This window comes from Burkholderia sp. AU45274 (assembly GCF_030482505.1).
GTDB lineage: Bacteria > Pseudomonadota > Gammaproteobacteria > Burkholderiales > Burkholderiaceae > Burkholderia.
On sequence record NZ_JAUJQE010000011.1, the window covers coordinates 46228 to 70921 of the forward strand.

The following is a 24694-nucleotide window of genomic DNA, read 5'->3' on the forward strand; positions in this document are numbered from 1 at the left end:
CGCGCTATGCGCCTCCCGTCACGCGCAGCACTTCCTCGAGCGACGTCGCACCGGACGCGAGCCAGCGCTCGGCGTCGTCGCGCAGCGTGCGCATCCCTTCCGCCCGGCCGGCGGCGAGAATCTCCGCATCGGCGGCATTGCGGTGGATCAGCGAGCGGATCGACTCGTCGACCAGCAGCAGTTCGTATACGCCGCGCCGGCCCGAATACCCCGAATGCCCGCACTTGTCGCAGCCGACCGGATGCCACACGGTGCGGCCTTCTTCCTGGCGTTCTTCCTTGCAGACGGGGCAGAGCTGCCGCACCAGCCGCTGCGCGAGCACGCCGAGCAGCGACGACGCGAGCAGGTAGGGCTCGACGCCCATGTCGGTCAGCCGCGTGACGGCCGAGGCCGCATCGTTCGTGTGCAGCGTCGCGAGCACGAGGTGGCCCGTCAGCGATGCCTGCACCGCGATCTGCGCGGTTTCGAGGTCGCGGATCTCGCCGATCATGATCACGTCCGGATCCTGGCGCAGGATCGAGCGCAGCGCACGGGCAAAGGTCATCCCGATCCGCTCGTTCACCTGCGTCTGGCCGATGCCGCCGAGGTCGTATTCGATCGGGTCCTCGACGGTCATGATGTTCGTCGTCGCGGTTTCGAGCCGCGACATCGACGCATACAGCGTGGTCGTCTTGCCCGAACCCGTCGGGCCCGTGACGAGCACGATGCCGTGCGGGCGTGCGATCAGCTTGTCGAACTGCACGAGCGTGTCGCGGCCCATTCCGAGCGCCTCGAGGTTCAGGCGCTGCGCATCCTTTTCCAGCAGACGCAGCACCGCGCGCTCGCCGTGCCCGGTCGGCAGCGTCGACACCCGCACGTCGACCGGCCGCCCGCCGACGCGCAGCGTGATGCGGCCGTCCTGCGGCAGGCGCTTCTCGGCGATGTCGAGCTGCGCCATGATCTTGATCCGCGAGATCAGCGCGCCGTGCAGCGCCTTCTTCGGCCGCACGACGTCGCGCAGCGTGCCGTCGACGCGAAAGCGCACGACCGACGCGTTCTCGAACGGCTCGATGTGGATGTCCGACGCCTGTTCGCGTGCCGCTTGCGTGAGCAGCGCGTTGATCATCCGGATGATCGGCGCATCGTCTTCCGATTCGAGCAGATCCTCGACTTCGGGGATGTCCTGCATCAGCCGAGACAGGTCGACTTCGCCCTCGACTTCGCCGACCACCTGCGCGGCGCTGCCGTCCTGGCGTGCGTATGCATGGTTGATCGCCTGCGCGAGCTCGTCGGCCGGCACGCGATGCACGGAGATCGAGCCGAAGTTGCGCGCGATTTCCGCGAGCGCGGCGTCACTCGTGCGTTCGCTGATCCACACCTCGAGCGTGTCGTCGAGCTGATGCGCGATCAGCACCTGGCCGCTCTTCGCGAAGCCGTACGGCAACAGTCGCGCGGCGAGCGGCGACGGCGGCTGCCGTTCGCCCGGCGCGCCGTCGTGGGTGGAAGAGGCGTGCACGTCGCTCACTGCGACGCTCCCGGCGTGGCCGTCAGCGGCTGTTGCGGCACGGCCTGCTGCGGCACGCTCTGCGGCTGCGCAGGCGTCGCTTCCGGCAACGGCTGGGCCGGCACCGGCGCCACCTGGCGCTGCAGCTGCTGGCGACGCATCTTGTCGAGATCGAACAGGTTGCCCGCGGCCGTGCCGCCCTGGCTCGGGCCGATCGGCATCGGCGGGACGACCGGATCGTCCTTGTCGCGGATCACGTTGTTGTCCGACTTGTACGCGCCCGTCACGCCCTGGATGTAGTCGTAGCGGTTGGACGTGACTTCCTGCGCGGTACTGCGATCGGAGATGATCACCGGGCGCAGGAACACCATCAGGTTGGTTTTCGCGCGTAGCTTCGATTCCGAACGGAACAGCTGACCGATCCACGGAATGTCGCCGAGCAGCGGCACCTTGCTGTTCGATACCTGGTAGTTGTCCTGCATCAGGCCGCCGAGCACGATGATCTCGCCGTTGTCGGCCAGGATCGTCGACTGGATCGAGCGCTTCGTGAAGGTCGGGCCGGTCTGCGCGTTCGTCGTGCCGCTGACGACCGCCGAATCCTCGGTATAGAGCTGCAGCTTCAGGATCCCGCCGTCGGTAATCTGCGGCTTCACGTGCAGCGTCAGGCCGACGTCGCGACGGTCGTAGGTATTGAACGCATTGTTCGTATTGCCGCTCGTCAGGTTCGAATACGAGCCGGTCGGGATCGGCACGTTCTGGCCGACGACGATCTTCGCTTCCTCGTTGTCGAGCGTGATCAGGTTCGGCGTCGACAGCACGTTCGCGTCGTTCACGCCCGCGAAGTATTGCAGCAGCGCGCCGAGCCCCTGCACGCCGAACATGTTGTGCAGCCAGCCGATGTTGAGGCCTGGGGTCAGCGTAGCCAGGTTGGCCGCCAGGCCGGCCCCGGTGGTGCCCGCCGAGCCCGTCGTCAGATTGACGATGCTATTGCCCATACCCAGCTGGGGGCTCAGGTTCGTGCCGCCGAGAAACTGGCCGCTCGCGACCTGCCACTGGATGCCGAGGTTGCCGGACGTATTCGAGTTCAGCTCGACGATCAGCGCTTCGATATAGACCTGCGCGCGCCGTGCGTCGAGCTGGTCGATCACCGAGCGCAGGTTCCGGTACACCGGATCGGACGCGGTGATGATCAGCGAGTTGGTGGCCGAGTCGGCCTGGATCATCCCGCCCGGCTGGTTGTCGTCGCCGCTCTTGTCCTTGTCGCCGCCGAGCAGGCCGCCGGTGCCGAGGCCACCGCCGGACGAGCCGCCGCCATACCCGGACGAGGACGACGAGCCGCCGAGGCCGCCCGACGGCAGCGGCGGGGTGCCGGACGTGCCGGTCGAGAAGTTGCCGCTCGACGACGAGCCGCCGCTCTGGTTGAAGCTGTTCGCATCGTTGGACGACGCCGACGAGCCGCTGTCGCTGCCGCCGCCCTTGCCGAGCATCCCGCGCAGCGTCTTCGCGAGCTTCACCGCATCGGCGTTGCGCAGCGGCACGACGTGCATGTTGCCCGGCACGCCGCTCGGCGCGTCGAGCTGCTGCACGAGCCGCTTGGCGGCCGCGAGGCGCGACGCGCTCGACGCGCGCAGCATCAGCGAGTTGGTCCGCGGGTCGGCCGTGACCGACACCTTCAGCGTCGCGTCGCTGTTGCCGATCGCGCCCGGGTCGAGCATTTTCTGCAGCTGCGCGGCGAGGTCGATCGCATTCGCGTTGCGCAGCGGAACGACCTGCACCTGCGCGCCCGCGGCGCTGTCCACGCCGGCGATGATCTGCGCGATGCGCCGCACGTTGTCCGCGTAGTCGGTCACGACGATCGTGTTGTTCGCCGGATAGGCGGTAACCGTGTTGTTCGGCGAGATCAGCGGCCGCAGCACGGGCAGCAGGTTGTTCGCCGATTCGTTGTGCAGCTCGAACACCTGCGTGATCACCTGGTCGCCGCGCGCCTGCGGCGCATTGCCGACGTAGGTCGGCACGCCTTGCAGCTTCGCGTCGGCCTCGGGCACGACCTTCAGCACGCCGTGGTCCTGCACGAGTGCGAAGCCCTGCATGCGCAACGCCGACTGCAGCGTCTTCAGCGCCTGGTCTTCCGGCACCGGCCGTTCGGCCACGAGGTTGAGCTGCCCCTTCACACGAGGGTCGACGATGATGGTCTTGCCGGTTGCGGCGCCGATCGCCTTGGCGACCTGGTCGATATCCGCATTCACGAAATTGAGCGTGACCTGAGCGTAGGCGGCCTGCGAGACGATGATGCCGGCGACGATCAGGGTCGTGGCGACACGCCGCATAACGAAGCGATTTCTTGTCATGGATGAATGGGTCGATGCCGGCTCAGGCCACTTCCGGCGGTAGTGCTGGGATCCAAGTCCGAAAGAGGCGACATTAGCAGTTTTTCATGTCCGAAATATCACATTGATCCGAGGACTGTCTCACATACGACATGTATCCGGCGAATCGTATGCAATCTGTAAGATTCTGCATTATTCTCGGCATGCGGCCATCGCTCCCGTTTCACGATGAACCGACACGGAAATGCGGTATAACCGGGCGGCCGTATTCCTGACTGTCGCAAGCTGACGGACTGTCGGTATGATACGGGCGGCACGATTCTCGTCGCACGAATAACAGGCACGGGTTTTCCCGACCCTCACGCATTTTCTTGTCGATTTCGCACCATGAACAGACGGTTCGTTTCGATCGTGTTGATCGCCGCCGGCGGGTATTTCGCCAGCGCGAACGCTCGCGCGGACTGTTTTGACGAGGCCGCTAAATATCAGCAGGTCAATCCGCTGATCCTGCGCGCGATCGCGTGGCAGGAATCGCGCAACCGGCCCGGCGCGCTGAACAAGAACACGAACGGCTCGGTCGACTACGGCCTGATGCAGATCAATTCGATCCACCTGCCCACGCTGTCGCGCTATGGAATCGGCCGCGACACGCTGATGGAGCCGTGCAAGAACGTCTATATCGCTGCGTGGCATCTCAAGCAGAAGATGAACCGTTACGGCAACACGTGGCAGGCGGTCGGCGCCTATCATTCGGAAACCCCGTCGCTGCGCGACAAGTATGCACGGCAGATCGCCGGCATCCTGACGCAGTGGAAGCTGCTGCCGCCCGTGCAGTGACGCCGCGCCGCAGCGCGGCCTGATGCCGTACCGGCCGGCCGGCGCGCGTTTGATGCACAATGCGGATCTCACGCCGCAATTTCGCCCGTCCGCGGGACGATCGCGCCCCGGAAGGGCGTCGCGGCCGCTTTTTCAATTTTTCCGTTGGTGCATATCGCTATGAATCCGGCAATGAACCAGCCGTTGCCCGTCACCGTGCTGTCCGGCTTCCTCGGCGCCGGCAAGACCACGCTGCTCAATCACGTCCTCGCGAACCGCGCGGGCCTGAAAGTCGCCGTGATCGTCAACGATCTCGCGGCGGTCAACATCGATGCGTCGCTCGTGCGCGACGCGCAGGCACTGTCGCACGTCGAGGAACGCCTCGTCGAGATGTCGAACGGCTGCATCTGCTGCACGCTGCGCGACGACCTGCTCGTCGAGATCCGCACGCTCGCATCGGAAGGCCGCTTCGACGCGATCATGATCGAATCGACCGGCATCGCGGAGCCGATGCCGATCGCCGAAACCTTCACGTTCGTCGACGATGACGGCACGTCGCTGTCGACCATCGCGCGGCTCGACACGCTCGTCACCGTGGTCGACGCGTACAACTTCCTGCGCGACTACGGCTCGGACGATGCACTCGCGACGCGCGGCATCGCCGCATCGGAAGAGGACGACCGCACGCTCGTCGAGCTGCTGATCGAGCAGATCGAATTCTGCGACGTGCTGGTGATCAACAAGGCCGACCTCGTCGCCGCGGACGACCTTGCCCGCCTGCAGCACATCCTCGCGCGACTCAATCCGCGCGCGCACCAGGTCGTGTCGACGTTCGGCAACGTGCCGCTCGACGAAGTGCTGAACACGGGCCGCTTCGATTTCGACGAGGCCGCGAACGCACCTGGCTGGCTCGCGTCGCTCGATCACGATCACACGCATTGCGACGACCCCGACTGCCATGACGAACATCATGCGCACGTGCACGGCGAAGCCGACGAATTCGGGATCGGCAATTTTGTCTATCGCGCGCGCCGGCCGTTTCATCCGGCGCGACTCTGGGCGCTGCTGCATCAGGAGTGGCCGGGCGTGCTGCGCAGCAAGGGCTTCTTCTGGCTCGCGACGCGCAACGACATCGCGGGTTCGCTGTCGCAGGCGGGCGGCGTATGCCGACATGGCCCGGCGGGACTTTGGTGGGCGGCGCAGGATCGCGCCGAATGGCCGGACGACGACGAGCTGCTCGGTGAAATCCGCGCTGAATGGCACGGCGACATCGACGATCGCACAGTGGGCGATCGCCGGCAGGAACTCGTGCTGATCGGTATCGCGCTCGATGCGGATGCATGGCGCGAGAAGCTCGATGCGTGCCTGCTGACCGATGCGGAATTCGCGCTCGGCGCGGCCGGATGGCACGCGTTCGACGATCCGTTCCCGGCGTGGGATGTCGATTCGCACGACGACGACGATCACGGCGACACGCAGATCGTGCACGCGTAACGCGTTGTAAAAACAACCGTTAAATCTTGCAAGAGGGGCGCGGACTGTGGCGAAAATGCTGCGCGCGCCCAACAAAAAACCCGCCGAAAGGCGGGTTTTTCTTGGAACAGGCGCTGGTTTAACGCTTGTTGACGGCGTCCTTGAACGCCTTGCCAGCCGTGAACTTGACCGTCTTGGCTGCCGGGATCTTGATGGTTTCGCCGGTCTTCGGGTTGCGGCCCGTACGTGCTGCGCGCTTGCCCGAACCGAAGCTGCCGAAGCCGATCAGCTGAACCGCATCACCCTTCGACACGGCCTTCTTGATGACTTCGAGCAGCGTGTCCAGCGTTTCGCCGGTTTGAGCCTTGCTGGCGCCCGTTTGGGCGGCGACGGCGTCGATCAGTTCCTGTTTGTTCATTAAGGTTCCTTTATCAGGTTAGGTTGACACGAACAGCGCGAACGCGCCGATTATACGTGCGCGAACCGTGCCGTCGAGAGTCAGACTCCGACGACACAGCGCCGAATCCTGGCCCGCGCGACGCGCCCTCCGGTGAGCCGGTGGCCACCCCGCGGTACGGCGTTGCTATGATAGCGCAGCGCAAACCCAATAACGACAAGGGTTTCAAAGATTTTCATCGGTATTTCGCCGAATGAATCATCGACTGCCCGTTTTTTGACCAGCGCCAACCGGACAGGATACGCAGCGCGGTCCGCCCGTGCGCCGCGCCGTTGGCTTTTTCCAACGACCGGTCGGACGGCCCCGCGCAATCCCTTGCCAGGCTTGGCTGCCACGTTTTTTGTTTCGCATGACCGACCGACTTGTTCCCGCCACGCTCGCGCGCCGCGACGACGGCACGCTCGTCTCGCCCGAGTTCGGCGATCTCCATCGCGGCGCATCAGGCGCGCTCGCGCATCGCGTGTTCGTCGCGGGCAATGGGCTGCCGGCACGCTGGCAGGGCCGCCGCACGTTCACGATCGTGGCGACCGGATTCGGCGCGGGCGGCAGCTTTCTCGCGGCCTGGGCCGCCTGGCGCGACGATCCCGCGCGCTGCGAGCGGCTGCATTTCGTCGCAGTCGAACCGCATCCGTTCGCACGAGACGACCTGCGCCTCGCCGCTTCGTATATCGTTGCGGACACAACCATATCGGCGGATGTCGATGCCCTTGCCGACGCGTGGCCGATGCGCGTGCCGGGCCTTCATCGGCTCGAATTCGACGAAGGACGCGTGGTGCTCACGCTGGCGTTCGGCGATGCGATCGACATGCTGGGGAAGATCGTCGCGCGCGCCGACGCGTTCTGTCTCGACCGCTTCGCGGCATCGAACGACGCGGATCTCCAATCGGCCGACGTGATCCGCGCGCTGTCGAAAATCGCCGGGGAACACGCCACCTTTGCAGCGCATGCGAGTTCTGACGCGTTGAAACACGCCCTCGTCAAATCGGGTTTCACGTATCGCGAGGTCGACGATCTGCTCGTCGGCGAATATGCGCCGCGCTGGCGCGCGCGCCGGCACGAGCCGCCGCTCGCACTGCCCGTTGCGACGCGCCGTGCGATCGTGATCGGCGCGGGGCTGGCGGGCTGCGCGGTCGTCGAACGCCTGGCCGCGCGCGACTGGGAAGTCACGCTGATCGAGCGACATGACCGGATCGCGAGCGACGCGTCGGGCAATCCGGCCGGTGTATTCCATCCGCTGATGACACGCGACGACAACGTCGCGAGCCGGCTCACGCGCGGCGGCTTCCTGCACGCGCTCGCACGCTGGCAGGCACTCGAACGTGCTGGTCACGCATTCGCGCGCAGCACGCACGGGATGATCCATCTCGCCGAATCGGCCGGCGACTTCGAGCGGATGCGCGAGGCATTCGATGCGTTCGGTGCGCCGTCCGACTATGTCTCGCTGCTCGACGTCGAGGCCGCGCGCACGCATCTGAACCTGCCGGTCGCGCAGGGCGGCCTGCTGTTTCCGCACGGCGGCGCCGTCTGGCCGGCCGGGCTGTGCGCGGCCCAATATGCGGCGGCCGGCGAACACGTACGCTTGCTCGCTTCCACCCGCGTTGCCAAGCTCGAACGGCGGGGCGACGCATGGCATGCACTCGACGATGCGGGCAGCACGCTGGCCGAAGCGCCCGTCGTCGTGCTCGCGAATGCCGGCGACGCCGCGCGGCTCGCCGGGCTGCACCATGTCGCGCTGCAGCCGGTGCGCGGCCAGCTCACGTTGCTGCCGGCGGGCAGCACGGCCCCGCTGCCGTGCCCGACGATCGGCGACGGTTACGCGGTGCCGCTCGACGACGGCACGCTGCTGATCGGCGCGACGTTCGAACCCGACGACGTCGATCCCGCGATGCGCGCGGCCGGCCACCTCGAAAACATCGAGCGCGTACGGCATCTGCTACCGGGCCTGATCGGCGACCTGCCGGACCCCGACACACTGCGCGGCCGCGTTGCGTTCCGCTGGGTCGTCGGCGACCGCCTGCCGCTGCTCGGCCCGCTCGCGGACGAAGCAGGCGCCATCGCCAATGCCCGCGCGCTGAGCGGTGCGCAGGCACGCGACCTGCCGCGCATGCCCGGGCTCTACGGCGCATTCGGCTTCGGCTCGCGCGGCCTCGTATGGGCGGCGCTCGGCGCCGAATTGATCGCGTCGCAACTCGAAGGCGAGCCTTGGCCGCTCGAGCGCGAACTTGCCGATGCCGTCGACCCTGCACGCTTCCTGATCCGCGCGTTGCGCGCGCGCCGCGTCGGCCCGCCCGGCTGACCGTTCACCCAAGCTGCTCACAGTTTCCCGATTTTTTCGCGCAAGGTTATCCACTCGACGCTGTGGATAACCGCGCGAAATCCACGCGCACTTCGTGTGTAATCACAGTGGACGTAAACTGGGCAACTCGGCACAGCTGTGAGGCGGCCCGAAAGTTGCTCAACTCAAACCTCTGTGCGCGAACAGCCTGTGCAACGGGTTATGGGTTCTGCAACGCCTTGATCTGTCGACGTAAACCGAAGTTATCCACAGAACTGTGCGCCCTTTGTTAACTTCTACTACGTATATATACAAGTAAACCTTTGAAACCAAAGACCTGCGGTACCGCACAGCGCCGCGAGTCGATTCAATGGGTTCCAGACCGAAAAAGCTGTGGCACAATCGGTTTCCTTCGCGTTCATCCGGCCAGGCGCCGGACATGCTTCAATGGAACGGTCGGCACGATTTCGAATCTGAATCATCGAGACTGCGCAGTCCGTTCACACACCAGGCCGACAATCCAGATCGGCAACCTGAACGACTTTCCGCCCTGTGGTGGAAAAGGCGGATCCCATGTCCCGCCGTCGTCGACACAACAATCACATTCGGGGCGATACCCAGCCGGCGCGCATCCATTTCTGACGCTTGACCCCGTGTCGCTGGCGGTCGCTTCCAAAGGAGAAGTCACCACGATGAAGTCGGCGTTCTCATTCCTGCCCAACTGGCCGCTTACGCCGGATGCCGTGTTCTGGGCCGGGCTCGCGTTGTTCGCGGCCGGCCTGTGTGGCGAGCTTTGCTATCGCGCATGGCGTCTGCCTCGCATCACCGGCTATGCGGTGATCGGTCTCATCGCCGGGTCGTTCGGCTTCGGCGTGATCGATGCAAGCACCGACGAAACTTCGCGGTTGCTGATCGACGTCGCGCTCGGCCTCTTGCTGTTCGAGCTCGGCAGCCGTCTCGACCTGCGCTGGATCCGGCGCAATCCGTGGCTCGTCGCGTCGAGCCTCGCCGAAGCCACGCTGACGTTCGTGCTGGTGCTGTTCGTGATGCTTGCGCTCGGTGTGTCGGGGATGGTCGCGTTGGTGCTGTCGGCGATCGCGATCGCGACGTCGCCGTCGATGGTGATCCAGCTGAAGACCGAACTGCGCGCGGAAGGGCAGGTGTCGCAACGCCTCATCACGCTCACCGCGCTCAACAGCGTCTATGCGATCGTGCTGACCAAGCTCGTGACGAGCTGGCTCCACCAGGAAGCGTACGGCAACGTTTTCGCGACGATCCTGCAGCCGCTCTACCTGCTCGCGGGTTCGTTCATCGTCGCGTATGTCGTCGCGCGTTCGTGCAACTACCTGTTCCGCCACATGACCGCGACGATGCGCGACGAGCATTCGTTCGTCGCGTTGTTCGGGCTCGTGATGCTCGCGATCGCCGTCGCCCAGGCGCTGAAGCTGTCGACGCTGCTCACGCTGCTGCTCGCCGGCATCATCGTGAAGAACCTCGAGGCGCGCCCGCAACTGTGGCCCGAGCACTTCGGCACGGCCGGCTGGCTGCTGACGGTGACGCTGTTCGTGCTCACGCTCACGTCGTTCACGTGGGGCGACATCGCGCTCGGCGGGCTGCTCGCGATCGTGCTGATCGTCACGCGGCTCGTTGCGAAGCTGGCCGGCGTCGTCGCGTTCGCGAAGCCGAGCGGCATCGGCATGAAGCAGGGCGTCGCGCTCGGAATCGCGCTCACGCCGATGTCCGCGCTGTCGTACCTGCTCGTCGACGACACCTACCAGCTCTATCCGAATTTCGACCCGCACCTGCGCGCGATCGTGATGTGCACGATCGTGATCCTGCAGCTCGTCAGCCCGTTCATCGTGTACCGCTGCCTGTCGGCGGTCGGTGAACGCAGCGACGGCAACTGATTCCGGAACCTGCCATGGCACTCGAAACCTTCGTCAATTCCGAGCCGTTTACGTTCGGCGTCGAACTGGAGATCCAGGTCGTCAACACGCACAACTACGACCTGACCAAAGCGGCCTCCGACCTGATGCGCCTGATCCAGGGCGAGACCTTCCCGGGCAACATCACGCCGGAAATCACCGAGAGCATGATCGAGCTGTCGACCGGCATCTGCCATTCGCACGAGCAGGCGGTGAGCGAGCTGCATGCGATCCGCGACGTGCTGGTGAAGGCGGCCGACCAGCTCAACGTCGGGCTGGCCGGCGGCGGCACGCATGCGTTCCAGCAATGGAGCGACCGGCAGATCTACGATGCGCCGCGCTTCCAGTACATCTCCGAGCTGTACGGTTATCTCGCCAAGCAGTTCACCGTGTTCGGCCAGCACGTGCACATCGGCTGCCCCGATCCCGACAGCGCGTTGTTCCTGCTGCACTCGATGTCGCGCTTCATTCCGCACTTCATCGCGCTGTCCGCGTCGTCGCCGTTCGTGCAGAACGTCGACACCGGCTTCCATTCGGCACGCCTGAATTCGGTGTTCGCGTTCCCGCTGTCGGGACGCGCGCCGTTCGTGCTGACCTGGGACAGCTTCGAGGAGTACTTCACGAAGATGGTGAACACCGGCGTCGTCAACTCGATGAAGGACTTCTACTGGGACATCCGGCCGAAGCCCGGCTACGGGACGATCGAGGTGCGCGTGATGGACACGCCGCTGTCGGTCGACCGCGCGGCGGCGATCGCCTGCTACATCCAGACGCTCGCGCGCTACCTGCTGACCGACCGGCCGCTGAAGCTGTCCGAGGACGACTACCTCGTCTACACGTTCAACCGTTTCGAGGCGTGCCGCTTCGGGCTCGAGGGCACCTGCGTGAATCCTCAGACGGGTGAGCGCCGCACGATCGCCGAAGACATCCTCGACACGCTCGACCGGATCGCACCGCATGCGGCCGCGCTCGGTTCGCGCGCGGCGCTCGACGAGATCGGCGCGCTCGCCAAGGCGCGCGTGAACGACGCATCGTGGTTGAGAACCGTTTTCAAACAGGAAAAATCGCTCAATGAGACGGTCCGCCAGCAGTGCTTACGTTGGCGCGAGTGAAAAAATGTTTTGCAGATTACGGGGTCGACCGAGTCGCGATTCACTGAATGACCGGCGGCCCCGATTGCCGCCGAAATCGTTGCCGGTTGTCCCGAAAATCTGTGGATAACAGGATATTCCGCTGCAAAGTCAACGATCTGTGCACGGGATAACCCGGTGGATCATTGCGGTGGGCCCGATGGCCGATCCGAACAGGAAAATGCCGTTGCGCACCGTTTGGCGGTCGTTCGACATTGCTGGCACAACGAAAAATCTTGGTTATCCAGTGATTTTCCACAGAATGAAGGGGATAACTTAGCTGTGCGATTTTCCGCTCTCGCTTAGAATGTCGGCTTTGCGGACACCGGAACGTCGAGTGTCTTACCGGTCGCCGCGAACGCGACCGCCGCGTGTGCCCTCGCGACGGCCGTGCTGACATACTCGCAAGAGCATGTCTGTTTTGAGATAGACATTCGATCTCCACACTACGGCCGCTCGGCAAACCGGGCGGCGGCAAAGCGAAAAGACTATGAGCGAAGGCGTTTACGGGAATCAGGCTTCGGGACGTGTGACCCACAGCCTGCTGCGGTTGAGTACGGCCATGCGAAGCCAGGCATGGGATTGGGCGGAAGGCGCAGGCCTCACGCCGACGCAGGGCGAGATTCTCGTGCTGCTGCTGCAGCGCAAGGGCCCGATGCGGCTCGGCGAGATCGCGCGCGAGACGCAACTGACCGCGGCGACCACGAGCGATGCGGTGAGCACGCTCGAAACGAAGGGTCTCGTCGAGAAGCGCCGTGCGCTGGACGACGGCCGCGCACTGGCCGTGCGCCTGTCGGCCCGTGGCCGGACGGCCGCGAAGAAGGCGCTGCAATGGCCTGAATTCCTGACGAAAGCGGTCGGCAAGCTCGGCGCGGACGAGCAGGGCGCACTGTATCGCGCGCTGCTGAAGACGCTGCGCGAACTGCAGGTGGCCGGTGCGACGCCGCCGCAGCGCATGTGCCTGACGTGCGCTCACTTCCAGCCGGGCAAGCTGTCGAAGAAGACCGTGCATCACTGCGCGGCGCTCGACATCTCGATGTCCGACAGCGATCTGCGTCTCGACTGCTCGGTGCAGGAAGAGGCCGACGCGGCGACGCAGAAGAAGACCTGGAAGATTTTCGCCGGCTGACGTCCGTCGATCGACCGGGAGGCCGATGATGAACGCTGAAGTCGTGGCGATCCGCCACGTGCATTTCGAGGACCTCGGGAGCTTCGAGCAGGTGCTCGGCGAACGGGGCCGGCGGGTGCGCTACGTCGACGTCGGGTCGTCGCGGGTCGAGGTGCTCGACGTGCTCGAGCCGTCGCTGCTCGTCGTGCTCGGCGGGCCGATCAGCGTGTACGACGATGCGCAATATCCGACGATCGCGCCGCTCGCGGCGCTCGTGCGCAAGCGCATCGACGCCGGGTTGCCGATCCTCGGGATCTGTCTCGGTTCGCAGTTCATCGCCCGGGCGCTCGGCGCGCGCGTCTATCCGGCTGCCCAGCACGAACTCGGCTGGACGCCGCTGACGCTCACCGATGCCGGCCGCGCATCGCCGCTGCGCCATCTCGATGGTGCGGCGACGTCGATGCTGCACTGGCATGGCGACACGTTCGACCTGCCGGGCGGGGCGATTCATCTCGCCTCGACCGCGGCCTGCCGTCACCAGGCATTCGCATGGGGCCAGCACGTGCTGGCGCTGCAATGCCATCCGGAAATCCGCACCGACCGTTTCGAACCGTGGCTGATCGCGAACGCCGGCGAAATCGCGGCGACGCCCGGCATCGACGCGTGCCAGTTGCGCGCCGATACCGTGCAGCACGGCCCCGCGCTCGAGGCGGCCGCGCGACGCATGTTCGCGGAGTGGCTCGACAGCGTCGGACTCTGACGCCGCCAGCGGCGCCGCCGCTGGCCGCGAACAGGATGCCCGGCCCGCATGCGTTGCAGGCCGGCGCATCGCCGTATGCGCCGCCTTATCTCCATTGCCGGCCACCTGCCGCGTGCCGTACCTGACCATCCGCTTACTGCCGGACGCGCCATCTGCACGCTGGCCGCCTGCGTGCTACGCTCGTTCGCTCTTTCCCTTCCTGGCGAGCGGCTTCCATGACTGCGCTGTTTTCCCCGTTCACGCTGCGTGGCGTGACCCTTCCGAACCGGATCGTGATCTCCCCGATGTGCCAGTATTCAGCCGAACGCGGCGAGGCGACCGACTGGCACATGATTCACCTCGGCCATCTCGCGCTGTCGGGCGCGGGGCTGCTCTGCATCGAGGCGACCGCGGTGGAACCCGACGGGCGCATCACGCATGGCGACCTCGGCCTCTGGGACGACGCGACCGAAGCCGCGCTGAAGCCCGTGCTGGCCGCGATCCGCAAGCATTCGCCGGTCCGCATCGCGATGCAGTTGTCGCATGCGGGGCGCAAGGCGTCGAGCAACGTGCCGTGGCAGGGCGGTCAGCTCGTGTCCGTCGCCGACGGCGGCTGGTTGCCGCACGCGCCGTCGGCCGTGCCGCACAAGGATGGCGAGACGCCGCCGCTCGCACTGGATGCTGCGGGCCTGAACCGGATCCGCGAAGCGTTCGCGGCGTCGGCGAAGCGGGCCGCACGGCTCGGCATCGACGCGATCGAGGTGCACGCGGCCCACGGCTACCTGCTGCACCAGTTCCTTTCGCCACTCGCGAACCAGCGCACCGACGAATACGGCGGCTCGCTCGAAAACCGCATGCGCTTTCCGCTCGAGATCTTCGAGATCGTGCGCGCGGCGTTTCCAGAGGATCGGCCGGTCGGTGTGCGCGTGTCCGCGACCGACTGGGTCGAAGGCGGCTGGGAGCTCGACGATACGATCGCGTTCGCGCACGAGCTGAAGCGCCGCGGCTGCGACTGGATCGACGTGTCGTCCGGCGGCGTGTCGCCGCTGCAGAAGATTCCGCTGTCGCCCGGCTACCAGGTGCCGTTCGCGCAGGCGGTGAAGCGCGCGGTCGGCATGCCGACGATCGCCGTCGGCCTGATCAACGAGCCCGCGCATGCGAACCGGCTCATCGAGGCAGGCGATGCCGATTTCGTCGCGATGGCGCGTGCGATGCTGTACGACCCGCGCTGGCCGTGGCATGCGGCGGCCGAGCTCGGCGCGCAGGTGACGGCGCCGCCGCAATACTGGCGCTCGCAGCCGCGCGAGCACAAGGCGTTGTTCGGCGACATCGCATTCGGCCAGCGTTGAGCACCGCGCGCCCAATATTGCGTGTGATGTTGAACGAAGCAATCGTGAACGTGTAGGATGCGGGTGATTCGCCGCATGCCCCGACGCGGCACCCACCGGTGCCGCGTTTTCGTTTTGCGCGACGCCAGGCCGTGACCACGGCCGTCTTCCATTCAAGTCGTCTTCACAAGGATTCGTTCGATGAGTTCACGCAGGATCGCGGTGCGCCGCTCGGGAGTACACGGCAAGGGCGTGTTCGCCGTGGCGCCGATCAAGGCCGGCGAGCGCGTAGTGGAATACAAGGGCGAACGAATTTCGTGGAAGGAGGCGCTGCGCCGCCACCCGCACGACCCGAGCGAACCGAACCATACGTTCTACTTCGCACTGGATGAGGGCGGGGTGATCGACGGCAAGATCGACGGCAACAGCGCGCGCTGGATCAATCACTCGTGCGCGCCGAACTGCGAAGCCGAGGAAGTCAAAGGCCGCGTGTACATCCACGCGCTGCGCGACATCGGGCCGGAAGAGGAACTGTTCTACGACTACGGCCTCGTGATCGACGCGAAGCTGACGAAGACGCTCAAGCGCGAGTACGCGTGCCATTGCGGCGCGGCGTCGTGCCGCGGCACGCTGCTCGCGACGTCCGACGAGGGCGGCAAGAAGAAAAAGAAGAAGGACAAGAAGGACGGCAAGTCCGAGTCCCGGTCGAAGGACAAGAAAAGCAAGAAGTGACGCAGGCGGCGGCGCATCGTGCGCTGCCGTTGTTGTTTCAGCGGATGGCTGCGCGCGTCGCGCAGCCGTGTTTTCCGCCTTCCTCATCCGGCGTGCGGCCCGCTCGGCGGCCGCACGCCGCGAGTCCCTCAGATCCTTAGTGCGTCGACGCGGCGGCCGGTGTTTCGCTGGCCGGCTTCTCGGTGTGCGCAACCAGCGGCACCCTCACCACGAAGCGCGAGCCGCCTTCCGATGCATCCTCGTACGAGACGGTGCCGCCGTGCATCGCGATGATGTCGTGCACGATCGCGAGGCCGAGCCCGGCGCCCGTCTCGACGCCGTTGCCGCTTTGCGCGTCGCCGCGGAAGAAGCGCTTGAACAGGTCGGCCTGCTGATTGGCGGGCACGCCGGGGCCGTTGTCCTCGACGACGATCTCGGCGGCCGGCTGGCCGTCCTCGAGTGCGCCGCGCGCAACGTTCACCGTGATCCGTGCGCCGTCCGGCCGCGCGAGCGGGACGTACTTCAGCGCATTGTCGAGCAGGTTTGCGATCACCTCGCGCAACAGCACGGGGTTGCCGCGCACGACCAGCTTCTCGTCGTCACCCGGATCGTCGGTGCGCTGGAAGCCGAGGTCGACGTGCGACGCAAGCGCGCGCGGCACCCACTCGGCACCCGTCTCGAACGCCATCGCCGCGAGGTCGACGTCGACGAATCGCGCGGCCTGTTCGCCTGGCTCCGCCCGGGCGAGTGACAGCAACTGGTTGGACAGCCGCACCGCGCGGTCGGCAGCCGCGCGCAGTTCGCGCACCGCGGCGAAGGTCTGGTGCGGGTCGCGCGCGACGGCTGCCTGCTCCGCGTGCAGCTTCACGGCCGTGAGCGGCGTGCGCAACTGGTGCGCGGCATCGGCGATGAACTTGCGCTGCGCGTCGAGCGCGGTCTTCAGGCGGCCGAGCAGCGCGTTCATCGCACTCGTCAGCGGCCGGATTTCCAGCGGCACCTCGGTTTCGTCGACCGGTTCCAGCGACGTGTGGGTCTGCCGGTTCAGCGAATCGGCCAGGTGCGTGAGCGGGCCGAGCTGCTGGTTGACGACGCGCCACACGATGCCCCAGCCCGCGAGCAGCAGCAGCAGCAGCGGCATCATGATCGCGACGAGGAATTCGGCCGCGATCCGGTAGCGGTGCCGCACCGGCTGCGCGACCTCGACGACCATCGGCTTGCCGCCTTCGACGTCGTCGACGCGCACCTGCGCCACCCGCACCGCGCGGTTGTCGTATTCGGCCTCGAACACGTACGCGTGATGCATGCGGCGCACGTTGATCCCCTGCAGCGGCAGCTTCGGATCGCCAGCGAGTTCCTGTTCGCCGTCGCTGATCCGGTAGATCAGTGCTTCGGCGGGATCGGAGAACATCGCCTGCGCGAGCGGCGGCACCGTGAACGGCGCGTCGGGGCCGGCGATCTGGATCTGTTTGGAGATGGCGGTCGCGAGATCGGCGAGCGAGCGGTCGATCACGTGCTGCGTGTATTGCCACGCGAGCCAGTAGGCGATCAGGCCGCTCATCAGCGCGAGCATCGACAGCGGGGCGGCGAGGCGCCGAAGCAGCGAGCGGCGCAGGCTGGTGGTCACAGCCGGATCAGGAGACATTTCGACGGGCAAATGGATAAGCGCCGCTCACGAGGAGCGGCGCGGTCGTGCGCCGGGCGGCGACGCGGAGCAGCGCGCACACGCGGGCGGCACGCGGCCGCCCGGCGTGCGGTGCCGCTCAGACGCTCGCCGTCTGGCGGATTTCCTGCAGCAGGTAGCCGAAGCCGCGCACCGTGACGATTTCGACACGGCACTGCTCGAGTTTCTTGCGCACGCGGTGGACGTAGACTTCGATCGCGGTGTCGCCGAGATCGCCGCCGAAGTGCGTGAGGTGATCCTGCAGCTGGGCCTTGCTGACGACGCGGCCGTGACGCAGCAGCAGCATCTCGAGCACCGCGAATTCACGCGGCGACAGTTCGAGCGGCTTGTCGTCGTTGAAGATGCGACGGTCGACGCCCGACAGGCGGACGCCACCCAGCGACACTTCCGGACGCGGCATGTCGCTGTGCGGGCCGCTGCGGCGCATCACCGCGCGGATGCGCGCTTCGAGCTCGGCCGGCTCGAACGGCTTGAGCATGTAGTCGTCGGCGCCGGAGTTCAGGCCCTGGATCCGGTCGTTCAGCTCGTCGCGTGCGGTCAGCACGATGACGGGCGTGTGGCGGTTGGTCTGGCGGAAGCGCGTGAGCAGCGTCATCCCGTCGATGCCCGGCAGGCCGAGGTCGAGGATCACGAGTTCGTGGCGGTTCTGTGCCAGCGCCTGTTCGGCAAAGATGCCGTCATGCACCATGTCGACGGTGAAGCCAGCCTGCTCGAGGCTGCTCTGGATACCGCGTGCGATGGGGCGGTCGTCTTCGATCAGAAGGAGTCGCATGAAGTTCGCTCAAGTACAATGGGTTGGCGGTTCAGGCACGCGGACAGCACGACGCCGTTTCCACAGGGGCGCCGCAACACCTGACATCAAGCATGGCGGCCAGCGAACGATTAAATCCAAACATGTCCGATATTTCGATCAACGACCTAGAAGCCGCGATCAATTTCTGGCGCGCCCGCTCGCCGTCGAGCGGCGACGAACTCAAACTCTGCGAAGAGGCCAGCGCGCTCTCCAAGCCGTATGCGCTGCTGATTGTACAGCGCGAAAGCGCGCTACAACTGGAAGGATTGGACCCCAAGGCACGGAATGCGTACGAGACTTACGTGCGCCTTAAGGATGGCTTGGAAAGCTGAAGGCTTTCGCTGACTACATCCTAGAAAACGTTCATCGAAATGAAAAGTTGACGCGCCGCGCATCGAAAGACGCGCGGCGGTAGAGGAAGGCCTCAGGCGGCCGGTTGCGCGTGCGCGCCGGCACGGTCGATGAACAGCGCCAGTTCGATGTCGCGATCGGTCAGGCCGTCGGCATCGTGGGTCGACAGCGTGATGTCGACGCGGTTGTACACGTTGAACCATTCCGGATGGTGGTTCATTTCCTGCGCCTTGATCGCGACGCGCGTCATGAAGCCGAATGCTTCGTTGAAATCGGCGAAGCGCAGGCTGCGCTGGATCGCATCGCGGCCCGGTACGGCCGTCCAGAGCGGCAGGCCTTCGAGCCGGGTCTTGCGTTCTTCTGATGTGAGCTTGTGGATCATCTTGCACCTCTCGGTCGGTAACGGCGCCCGCGCGCGGCTGCGCCGCGCGGCGAAGCCGGCATCGGTCATTGTTTCATAGTTGTGGGACGGGCATCCGGGGACGGGCGACCGGCGACGGGTATCCGGGGAAGGCGATCGGGAGGCCGGCAGAGGCTGGTTCCGGCCCCCTCGAGCGTCACGCGTCCGCGTCGTCGGGCCAGCCGTCGCCCGTGCCGCGATGCAGCACGCGATCGGTCTCGAGCACCGCGCCGGCCGCGAACTCGGGCAGCGCCGCCAGGCGGGCGGCCAGCGCACGGCCGTCGACGTCGGCGAGCGCAAACAGCTGCGCGAAATCGTCGATCACGAAGTAGGTCTTCTGGAACGTGTCGATCCGGTACTTCGTGCGCATCACGCGCTCGAGGTCGAAGCCGAGCCGGTTCGGCGCCGCGCTTTCGAGGCTGTACAGGCTTTCGCCCTTGCTCGACACGATCCCGGCGCCATAGATCGACAGCCCGTTCGTGCCGCGCGCATCGCGGATCAGCCCGAATTCCACCGTATACCAGTAGAGCCGCGCGAGGCGCGCCAGCGCCGCTTCATCGTCGGCGACCGCGAGCGCGGTGCGGCCGTACGCCTGCATGTAGTCGGCGAACACTGGGTCGATCAGCAGCGGCACGTGGCCGAACAAGTCGTGAAAGCAGTCGGGTTCCTGCAGGTAGTCGAGCTGGTCGGGACGGCGCATCCACCAGGTGACGGGGAAGCGCCGGTTCGCGAGATGCTCGAAGAACACGCGGTCGGGCACGAGGCCCGGCACCGCGACGATCTGCCAGCCCGTTGCCGGCTTCAACTGTCGGTTCACGTCGGCGAACGACGGCACGCGATCGGCCGGCAGGTCGATTTTCCCGAGCCCCACGACGAATGCGTCGCAGGCGCGCCCGCGCAGCAGCGCCGACTGGCGTGCATAGAGCTGCTTCCACACCGCGTGGTCGACCTGGCCGTAACGCGCGAGCGGCTGGTCGATGGTGAAATCGGCGCGGGTTTCGAGGCCCGCATCGAACTGCTCCTGCAGTTTCGCGGTGACGACGGTGGACATGATCTGGCTCTGCACGTGGCGGTTGGGAACCATGCAAGTGTAGAGCGGGCTGCGCGCGGAATGGGCGCATAGTTGGCGTTGATTCGCTCGATGATGCGATAATCGCGCATCAAATCACGAATCAATGCGGAGAATGCTCATGCTGGAACTCGATCACTTCGATCTCGCGCTGCTGGACGTGCTGCAGCGCTTCGGCCGCGCGACGCATCAGCAGCTCGGCGAGGAGGTGCCGCTGTCGCCGTCGCAGATCGGCCGGCGGCTGCAGCGGCTCGAGGCGGCCGGCGTGATCGAAGGCTACCGCGTGATGTTGCGCCCCGAAAAACTCGGGCTCGGCGTCACCGCGTTCACGAGCCTCAAGCTCAAGCACCACGGCGACTCGATCATCGAGCAGTTCCAGCAGCAGATCGACGTGCTGCCCGAAGTGCTCGAATGCCATGCGGTGGTGGGCGATGCCGACTACCTGCTGCGGATCGTCGCGCCCGACCTGAACGCGCTGTCGCAGTTCGTGATGAAGAAGCTGATGCGCGTGCCGGGTGTCGACAGCGTGCGCTCGAACATCGTGCTGACGACCTTCAAGCGCAACGGCGCGCTACCGCTCGCGCACCTGGCGCCCGGCGCCGCCTGACGCGGCCACCGCGCGGCGGCAAGGGTTAAGGCGGCGCGGGTTGCGCCGCCTCGGGGCAGGGCCGGATCAGGCCGCTTCGTGCGGCGTGTCGGCGTTCAGCAGGTCGACGTACGCGACGGCGACGAGGTCGTCCTGCGACACGCCGAGCTTCGCGAACACGTCGTGCGCTTCGGCTTCGCCGCCGGCTTCGTCGTCATCGGGGCCGAGCACGACTTCCAGCTCGATGAAATCGCCGAGGCCGTCGACGCGGTCGAGGTGGATGCGCGTGCGGCCCGCGAGGTACACGTGCCGTTCCTTCGTCACGATCCCGCGCGTGGTCAGCGCGGTGGCGAGCAGCGCGTGCATCGCGTCGGGGTTCGTCACCGGGCTGCGCGTGTAGTACGACGCCTTCGGGCCGTCGCGGTCGTCGCGCTGGTAGAAGATCAGTTCGGCCGGCGTGCCGTCCTCGAAGCGGCGCAGCTTGAGCCGGCCGCGCGGCACGTCATAGAAGAAATCCTGCTGGCGATAGAACAGCGGCGCTTCGGTCGCGAGCCTGGCCGCCTGTTCGCGCAGCTGGTCGAATTCGCGGGCGCGGGCTTTGATCTCGATGTTGCGGGCCATGCGGGTCTCCTTCAATCGGGGTCTCGCGGTGTGCGAACGCACAATCTAGCAAAAAGCCCGCGAAGGTGGCGTGACGACCGGCGGGACGCGGCGACACGCCGCGGCCGGGAGGCTCGGCCCCGTGATTTCCCCATTCACGCACGCGTGATGGCCCGCACGGTCGCCGGCTGCCGACCGGCGACGTGTCAGGCGTTGACGTCCGGTGCACGGCCAGTTCCAGCGCTATCAGCAGCACTCATATCGCCCACTGCGCTTCGATCAGCCGCAGCGCCGCCGCGATCGCCGGTTCGTCGCGCCGCTCGGCGAGCGTCACGAACGTCAGTTCGGTCGGCACCGTCACGGGCTCGACGATCGTCAGCGCATGCGCGTGCGCTTCGGCCAGCGCGGTCGAGTCGCGCGCGAGGGTCAATCCGATCCCCGATTTGACGAGGTCGAGCATCGATTGCTCCTGGTCGACCTCGGCCACCTTGAGCGGCTGCGCGCCGGCCTCCGCGAAGCGCCGCGACAGCAGCCGGTGGTGCGCGGACGCCGGCGGCGTCCAGATCCACGGCAGCGTGGCAAGCGCGCGCCAGTCGTGTGCGCGCTGCACGCGCTCCTTCCAGCCGGCCGGCGCGAGTACGCGGTACTGGAAATGCGTGAGCGTGACGGTGTGGAACAGGGCGCCGTCGAGCGGATCGTCCTCGCCTGGCCGACCGATGTAGTAGCCGACGTCGAGCGCCTGCGTGCGCACCTGTTCGATCACCCAGCCCGACATCCCGTGCCGCAGCGCCGTCTCGATCTGCGGATGCGTTTCGACGAGCGCGCGCAGGAAGCCACCGAGCCGCAGGAAGCCCGGGTCGAGGATCGTGCCGATCCGCAGCCGGCCGCGCACCTCGTGCCGCAGCGCAGCGGCGGCACGCTGCACGTCGGCGGCCGCGGCGAGCGCACGTTCCGCATGCGGCAGCAGCGTCTGGCCGTCGCGCGTGAGCGCGAGGCCGCGCGATGTGCGTGTAAACAACGTGACGCCGAGCGTTTCCTGCAGATGCTTGATCTGCAGGCTGACCGCCGGCTGCGTCAGGTGCAGCTGCGCGGCGGCGCGCGTCAGGTTGCCTTCGCGCGCGACCGTCGCGAACGCGCGGAGCAGGGTGAGATCCATCGTCGTGATATGAGCGCAGCTTATAACGCAGTTCAGCATAACTCATTGGATCGGCGGCCGGCGGCCGGAGTACGCTTCATCGGTCGTGGCGCGGGGCCGCAAGCGTGGCTCGCGGCGCACTATGCTGAAAATGACGCGCGGCGTTGCGCCGCGTGACAGGAGACAAACCGTGACTACCCAACGCACGCTAGAAGGCGAATTCGATTACGTGATCGTCGGCGCGGGCACCGCGGGCTGCGTGCTCGCGAACCGCCTGACCGAGGATCCCGACATCCACGTGCTGCTGCTCGAAGCGGGCGGCAAGGACGACTATCACTGGATCCACATCCCGGTCGGCTATCTGTATTGCATCGGCAATCCGCGCACCGACTGGCTGTACAAGACGCGACCCGAAGCCGCGCTCAACGGCCGTGCGCTGTCGTATCCGCGCGGCCGGGTGCTAGGCGGCTGTTCGTCGATCAACGGGATGATCTACATGCGCGGCCAGCGCGAGGATTACGACAGCTGGGCGCAGGAAACCGGCGACGCCGGCTGGTCGTGGGACAGCGTGCTGCCGATCTTCAAGCGCAGCGAGGATCACCATGCGGGCGCGAGCGACGCGCACGGCGCGGGCGGCTACTGGCGTGTCGAGAAGCAGCGGCTGCGCTGGGAGATCCTCGAATCGTTCGCGCAGGCCGCGCAGCAGACAGGCATCCCGGCAACCGACGATTTCAACCGCGGCGACAATGCCGGGGTCGGCTATTTCGAGGTGAACCAGAAGCGCGGCGTGCGCTGGAATACGTCGAAGGCGTTCCTGCGGCCCGCGATGGCGCGCCCGAACCTGACCGTGATCACTGGCGCGCAGGCGCAGCGCGTGATCTTCGACGGGCGGCGCGCGGTCGGCGTCGAATACCACGGCGACGGCACGGATTACGTCGCGCGGGCGCGTTCGGAGGTGCTGTTGACGTCCGGCGCGGTGAATTCGCCGCAGCTGCTCGAACTGTCGGGTGTCGGTGATGGCCGGCGGCTGCAGGCGCTCGGCATCGACGTCGTGCAGGATCTGCCGGGCGTCGGCGAAAACCTGCAGGATCACCTGCAATTGCGGATGGCGTTTCGCGTCGAAGGCGTGCGCACGCTCAACACGCTGTCCGCGCACTGGTGGGGCAAGCTGATGATCGGCGCCGAATATGCGTTGCTGCAGCGCGGGCCGATGTCGATGGCGCCGTCGCAGCTCGGCGCGTTCGCAAAATCCGATCCCGACGATCCCGCGCTCACGCGCCCCGATCTCGAATACCACGTGCAGCCGTTGTCGCTCGAGCGCTTCGGCGAGCCGCTGCACAGCTTCAACGCGTTTACGGCGTCCGTGTGCCATCTGCGGCCGACGTCGCGCGGCAGCGTGCATATCGCGAGCGCCGATCCGGGCGCGGCGCCCGCGATCGCACCGAACTATCTGTCGACCGATCACGATCGCCACGTCGCCGCGAACGCGCTGCGGCTCACGCGCCGGATCGCGTCCGCGCCGGCGCTCGCGCGCTATCGGCCGGCGGAAATCCTGCCGGGCCTGCAGTATCGAAGCGAAGCCGAGCTGATCGAGGCGGCCGGCGCCGTCGGCACGACGATCTTCCATCCGGTCGGCACCTGCCGGATGGGGCGTGCCGACGATGAGCGCGCGGTGGTCGACAGCCGGCTGCGCGTACGTGGCGTCGCCGGGCTGCGAATCGTCGATGCATCGGTGATGCCGTTCATTACGTCGGGCAACACTAATTCGCCGACGCTGATGATCGCCGAGCGCGCGAGCGACATGATTCGTGCCGATCGCCGCGCGGCGCGCGAAGCGACGCCGGTGCGCACGGAGCAGGCGGTGACAGCCGCGTGACGGAACGCTGACACGCACGACAGCGGGCTGTCATGATGACGCCCGCTGATTCGATATGCGAAACAAACTGCTGTTGCAGCAGCGGTGCCGAGGGTGCCGATAGCAGCGAACACCGTCGGTTCGTCCCGCAAGATCCATGCAAGCCGTGCAGCCGCACGGCTTTTTTGTTGCATGCGTGCCGGGCCGTGCGGATGGTCAACGCACGATGATGCACGTGTCAAAAAAACAGCGTGCAAAACCGTGCACAGCCGCGTGCGACAGGGCGGCCAGCCCTATAAGTGCAAATCCCGATGATTGCACTGCACCAACGGCGAGACAATGTGGCGCAGTGTGCATACGCGTCGGCGCGGGAGACCACCCTCGAGGCGTAACACGGCGCCCGGGGCAGCCCGCTCATCCGCTGACCTGTTTCGCGGACGCTTCTCGCGAAT

At 66.4% G+C, this 24694-nt stretch carries 21 protein-coding genes; 12 read left to right on the forward strand and 9 right to left on the reverse strand.

Going from position 1 to position 24694, the window contains the following annotated elements; all coding sequences use genetic code 11:
* Window positions 1–4 precede the first annotated feature (4 nt).
* Window positions 5–1504, reverse strand: a complete 1500-nt coding sequence (gspE, locus tag QZM35_RS30340) for a type II secretion system ATPase GspE (RefSeq protein ID WP_039351516.1) — start codon at window positions 1502–1504, stop codon at window positions 5–7.
* Window positions 1501–3831, reverse strand: a complete 2331-nt coding sequence (gspD, locus tag QZM35_RS30345) for a type II secretion system secretin GspD (RefSeq protein WP_301777391.1) — start codon at window positions 3829–3831, stop codon at window positions 1501–1503. Before gspD ends, gspE begins: the two co-directional genes overlap by 4 nt.
* A gap of 366 nt (window positions 3832–4197) precedes the next feature.
* Here gspD and QZM35_RS30350 point away from each other — a divergent pair, with 366 nt between their 5' ends.
* Together QZM35_RS30350 and QZM35_RS30355 are read left to right on the forward strand one after the other, a co-directional pair.
* On the forward strand, window positions 4198–4647 hold the full coding sequence (locus QZM35_RS30350; RefSeq protein ID WP_069246751.1) for a lytic transglycosylase domain-containing protein: 450 nt from the start codon (window positions 4198–4200) through the stop codon (window positions 4645–4647).
* 159 nt (window positions 4648–4806) lie between these two features.
* Window positions 4807–6120 (forward strand): GTP-binding protein, encoded by a 1314-nt coding sequence (locus QZM35_RS30355; RefSeq protein WP_089424129.1) that lies wholly within the window; start codon window positions 4807–4809, stop codon window positions 6118–6120.
* Between the two features lie 118 nt (window positions 6121–6238).
* On the opposite strand, the gene QZM35_RS30360 is transcribed toward QZM35_RS30355, so the two are convergent.
* A complete protein-coding gene (locus QZM35_RS30360; protein ID WP_006401505.1) occupies window positions 6239–6517 on the reverse strand; it encodes an HU family DNA-binding protein in 279 nt (92 codons plus the stop codon).
* A 388-nt stretch (window positions 6518–6905) separates the two neighbouring features.
* On the opposite strand from QZM35_RS30360, the gene mnmC reads away from it, so the two are divergent.
* The 7 genes from mnmC to QZM35_RS30395 all read left to right on the forward strand — a co-directional run bounded on the left by mnmC (window position 6906) and on the right by QZM35_RS30395 (window position 15793).
* Window positions 6906–8852, forward strand: coding sequence for a bifunctional tRNA (5-methylaminomethyl-2-thiouridine)(34)-methyltransferase MnmD/FAD-dependent 5-carboxymethylaminomethyl-2-thiouridine(34) oxidoreductase MnmC (mnmC, locus tag QZM35_RS30365; protein WP_301777392.1), 1947 nt, complete (start codon window positions 6906–6908; stop codon window positions 8850–8852).
* Between the two features lie 671 nt (window positions 8853–9523).
* Window positions 9524–10738 (forward strand): cation:proton antiporter, encoded by a 1215-nt coding sequence (locus QZM35_RS30370; protein ID WP_089424132.1) that lies wholly within the window; start codon window positions 9524–9526, stop codon window positions 10736–10738.
* Window positions 10739–10752: 14 nt separating this feature from the next.
* Window positions 10753–11868 carry a YbdK family carboxylate-amine ligase gene (locus QZM35_RS30375; protein ID WP_006490006.1) on the forward strand — a complete coding sequence of 372 codons (1116 nt, stop codon included), beginning with the start codon at window positions 10753–10755 and terminating at the stop codon, window positions 11866–11868.
* Window positions 11869–12376: 508 nt separating this feature from the next.
* Window positions 12377–13015: a MarR family winged helix-turn-helix transcriptional regulator gene (locus QZM35_RS30380; protein ID WP_027788730.1), complete on the forward strand. Its 639-nt coding sequence runs from the start codon at window positions 12377–12379 to the stop codon at window positions 13013–13015.
* Window positions 13016–13043: 28 nt separating this feature from the next.
* Window positions 13044–13754, forward strand: coding sequence for a glutamine amidotransferase (locus QZM35_RS30385; protein WP_301777393.1), 711 nt, complete (start codon window positions 13044–13046; stop codon window positions 13752–13754).
* Window positions 13755–13969: 215 nt separating this feature from the next.
* Window positions 13970–15082: an NADH:flavin oxidoreductase/NADH oxidase gene (locus tag QZM35_RS30390; RefSeq protein ID WP_089493803.1), complete on the forward strand. Its 1113-nt coding sequence runs from the start codon at window positions 13970–13972 to the stop codon at window positions 15080–15082.
* Window positions 15083–15262: 180 nt separating this feature from the next.
* Window positions 15263–15793 (forward strand): SET domain-containing protein, encoded by a 531-nt coding sequence (locus QZM35_RS30395; protein ID WP_089424134.1) that lies wholly within the window; start codon window positions 15263–15265, stop codon window positions 15791–15793.
* Between the two features lie 136 nt (window positions 15794–15929).
* On the opposite strand, the gene QZM35_RS30400 is transcribed toward QZM35_RS30395, so the two are convergent.
* Together QZM35_RS30400 and QZM35_RS30405 are read right to left on the reverse strand one after the other, a co-directional pair.
* The gene (locus QZM35_RS30400; protein ID WP_089424135.1) at window positions 15930–17414 is read right to left on the reverse strand and encodes a sensor histidine kinase; all 1485 of its coding nucleotides are present in this window, start codon (window positions 17412–17414) and stop codon (window positions 15930–15932) included.
* A gap of 118 nt (window positions 17415–17532) precedes the next feature.
* Complete coding sequence (locus tag QZM35_RS30405) at window positions 17533–18225, reverse strand: response regulator transcription factor (RefSeq protein ID WP_006401494.1); 693 nt, start codon at window positions 18223–18225, stop codon at window positions 17533–17535.
* Window positions 18226–18347: 122 nt separating this feature from the next.
* Between QZM35_RS30405 and QZM35_RS30410 the strand changes: the two genes are divergently transcribed.
* Window positions 18348–18578 carry a DUF3717 domain-containing protein gene (locus QZM35_RS30410; RefSeq protein WP_039351485.1) on the forward strand — a complete coding sequence of 77 codons (231 nt, stop codon included), beginning with the start codon at window positions 18348–18350 and terminating at the stop codon, window positions 18576–18578.
* A 92-nt stretch (window positions 18579–18670) separates the two neighbouring features.
* On the opposite strand, the gene QZM35_RS30415 is transcribed toward QZM35_RS30410, so the two are convergent.
* Complete coding sequence (locus tag QZM35_RS30415) at window positions 18671–18979, reverse strand: 4a-hydroxytetrahydrobiopterin dehydratase (protein ID WP_089424290.1); 309 nt, start codon at window positions 18977–18979, stop codon at window positions 18671–18673.
* Window positions 18980–19154: 175 nt separating this feature from the next.
* The gene (phhA, locus tag QZM35_RS30420; RefSeq protein WP_301777394.1) at window positions 19155–20048 is read right to left on the reverse strand and encodes a phenylalanine 4-monooxygenase; all 894 of its coding nucleotides are present in this window, start codon (window positions 20046–20048) and stop codon (window positions 19155–19157) included.
* A gap of 139 nt (window positions 20049–20187) precedes the next feature.
* Here phhA and QZM35_RS30425 point away from each other — a divergent pair, with 139 nt between their 5' ends.
* Window positions 20188–20673 (forward strand): Lrp/AsnC family transcriptional regulator, encoded by a 486-nt coding sequence (locus tag QZM35_RS30425; protein WP_006408082.1) that lies wholly within the window; start codon window positions 20188–20190, stop codon window positions 20671–20673.
* Window positions 20674–20739: 66 nt separating this feature from the next.
* On the opposite strand, the gene QZM35_RS30430 is transcribed toward QZM35_RS30425, so the two are convergent.
* Together QZM35_RS30430 and QZM35_RS30435 are read right to left on the reverse strand one after the other, a co-directional pair.
* Window positions 20740–21273, reverse strand: coding sequence for a class IV adenylate cyclase (locus QZM35_RS30430; RefSeq protein WP_069246759.1), 534 nt, complete (start codon window positions 21271–21273; stop codon window positions 20740–20742).
* 235 nt (window positions 21274–21508) lie between these two features.
* Window positions 21509–22408: a LysR family transcriptional regulator gene (locus tag QZM35_RS30435; protein ID WP_089424136.1), complete on the reverse strand. Its 900-nt coding sequence runs from the start codon at window positions 22406–22408 to the stop codon at window positions 21509–21511.
* 169 nt (window positions 22409–22577) lie between these two features.
* Between QZM35_RS30435 and QZM35_RS30440 the strand changes: the two genes are divergently transcribed.
* The gene (locus QZM35_RS30440; RefSeq protein WP_301777395.1) at window positions 22578–24263 is read left to right on the forward strand and encodes a GMC family oxidoreductase; all 1686 of its coding nucleotides are present in this window, start codon (window positions 22578–22580) and stop codon (window positions 24261–24263) included.
* Window positions 24264–24694: the final 431 nt, after the last annotated feature.

Bases quoted from the DNA above. Each gene is read 5' to 3' on its own strand.
- QZM35_RS30350 (WP_069246751.1), top strand. From the start codon at position 4,198: ATGAACAGACGGTTCGTTTCGATCGTGTTGATCGCCGCCGGCGGGTAT.
- phhA (WP_301777394.1), bottom strand. From the start codon at position 20,048: ATGTCCACCGTCGTCACCGCGAAACTGCAGGAGCAGTTCGATGCGGGC.
- QZM35_RS30405 (WP_006401494.1), bottom strand. From the start codon at position 18,225: ATGCGACTCCTTCTGATCGAAGACGACCGCCCCATCGCACGCGGTATC.
- QZM35_RS30390 (WP_089493803.1), top strand. From the start codon at position 13,970: ATGACTGCGCTGTTTTCCCCGTTCACGCTGCGTGGCGTGACCCTTCCG.
- QZM35_RS30425 (WP_006408082.1), top strand. From the start codon at position 20,188: ATGCTGGAACTCGATCACTTCGATCTCGCGCTGCTGGACGTGCTGCAG.
- QZM35_RS30385 (WP_301777393.1), top strand. From the start codon at position 13,044: ATGAACGCTGAAGTCGTGGCGATCCGCCACGTGCATTTCGAGGACCTC.
- QZM35_RS30435 (WP_089424136.1), bottom strand. From the start codon at position 22,408: ATGGATCTCACCCTGCTCCGCGCGTTCGCGACGGTCGCGCGCGAAGGC.
- QZM35_RS30355 (WP_089424129.1), top strand. From the start codon at position 4,807: ATGAATCCGGCAATGAACCAGCCGTTGCCCGTCACCGTGCTGTCCGGC.
- QZM35_RS30360 (WP_006401505.1), bottom strand. From the start codon at position 6,517: ATGAACAAACAGGAACTGATCGACGCCGTCGCCGCCCAAACGGGCGCC.
- QZM35_RS30395 (WP_089424134.1), top strand. From the start codon at position 15,263: ATGAGTTCACGCAGGATCGCGGTGCGCCGCTCGGGAGTACACGGCAAG.
- QZM35_RS30375 (WP_006490006.1), top strand. From the start codon at position 10,753: ATGGCACTCGAAACCTTCGTCAATTCCGAGCCGTTTACGTTCGGCGTC.
- QZM35_RS30380 (WP_027788730.1), top strand. From the start codon at position 12,377: ATGAGCGAAGGCGTTTACGGGAATCAGGCTTCGGGACGTGTGACCCAC.
- QZM35_RS30370 (WP_089424132.1), top strand. From the start codon at position 9,524: ATGAAGTCGGCGTTCTCATTCCTGCCCAACTGGCCGCTTACGCCGGAT.
- mnmC (WP_301777392.1), top strand. From the start codon at position 6,906: ATGACCGACCGACTTGTTCCCGCCACGCTCGCGCGCCGCGACGACGGC.
- gspD (WP_301777391.1), bottom strand. From the start codon at position 3,831: ATGACAAGAAATCGCTTCGTTATGCGGCGTGTCGCCACGACCCTGATC.
- QZM35_RS30400 (WP_089424135.1), bottom strand. From the start codon at position 17,414: ATGTCTCCTGATCCGGCTGTGACCACCAGCCTGCGCCGCTCGCTGCTT.
- QZM35_RS30430 (WP_069246759.1), bottom strand. From the start codon at position 21,273: ATGGCCCGCAACATCGAGATCAAAGCCCGCGCCCGCGAATTCGACCAG.
- QZM35_RS30415 (WP_089424290.1), bottom strand. From the start codon at position 18,979: ATGATCCACAAGCTCACATCAGAAGAACGCAAGACCCGGCTCGAAGGC.
- QZM35_RS30410 (WP_039351485.1), top strand. From the start codon at position 18,348: ATGTCCGATATTTCGATCAACGACCTAGAAGCCGCGATCAATTTCTGG.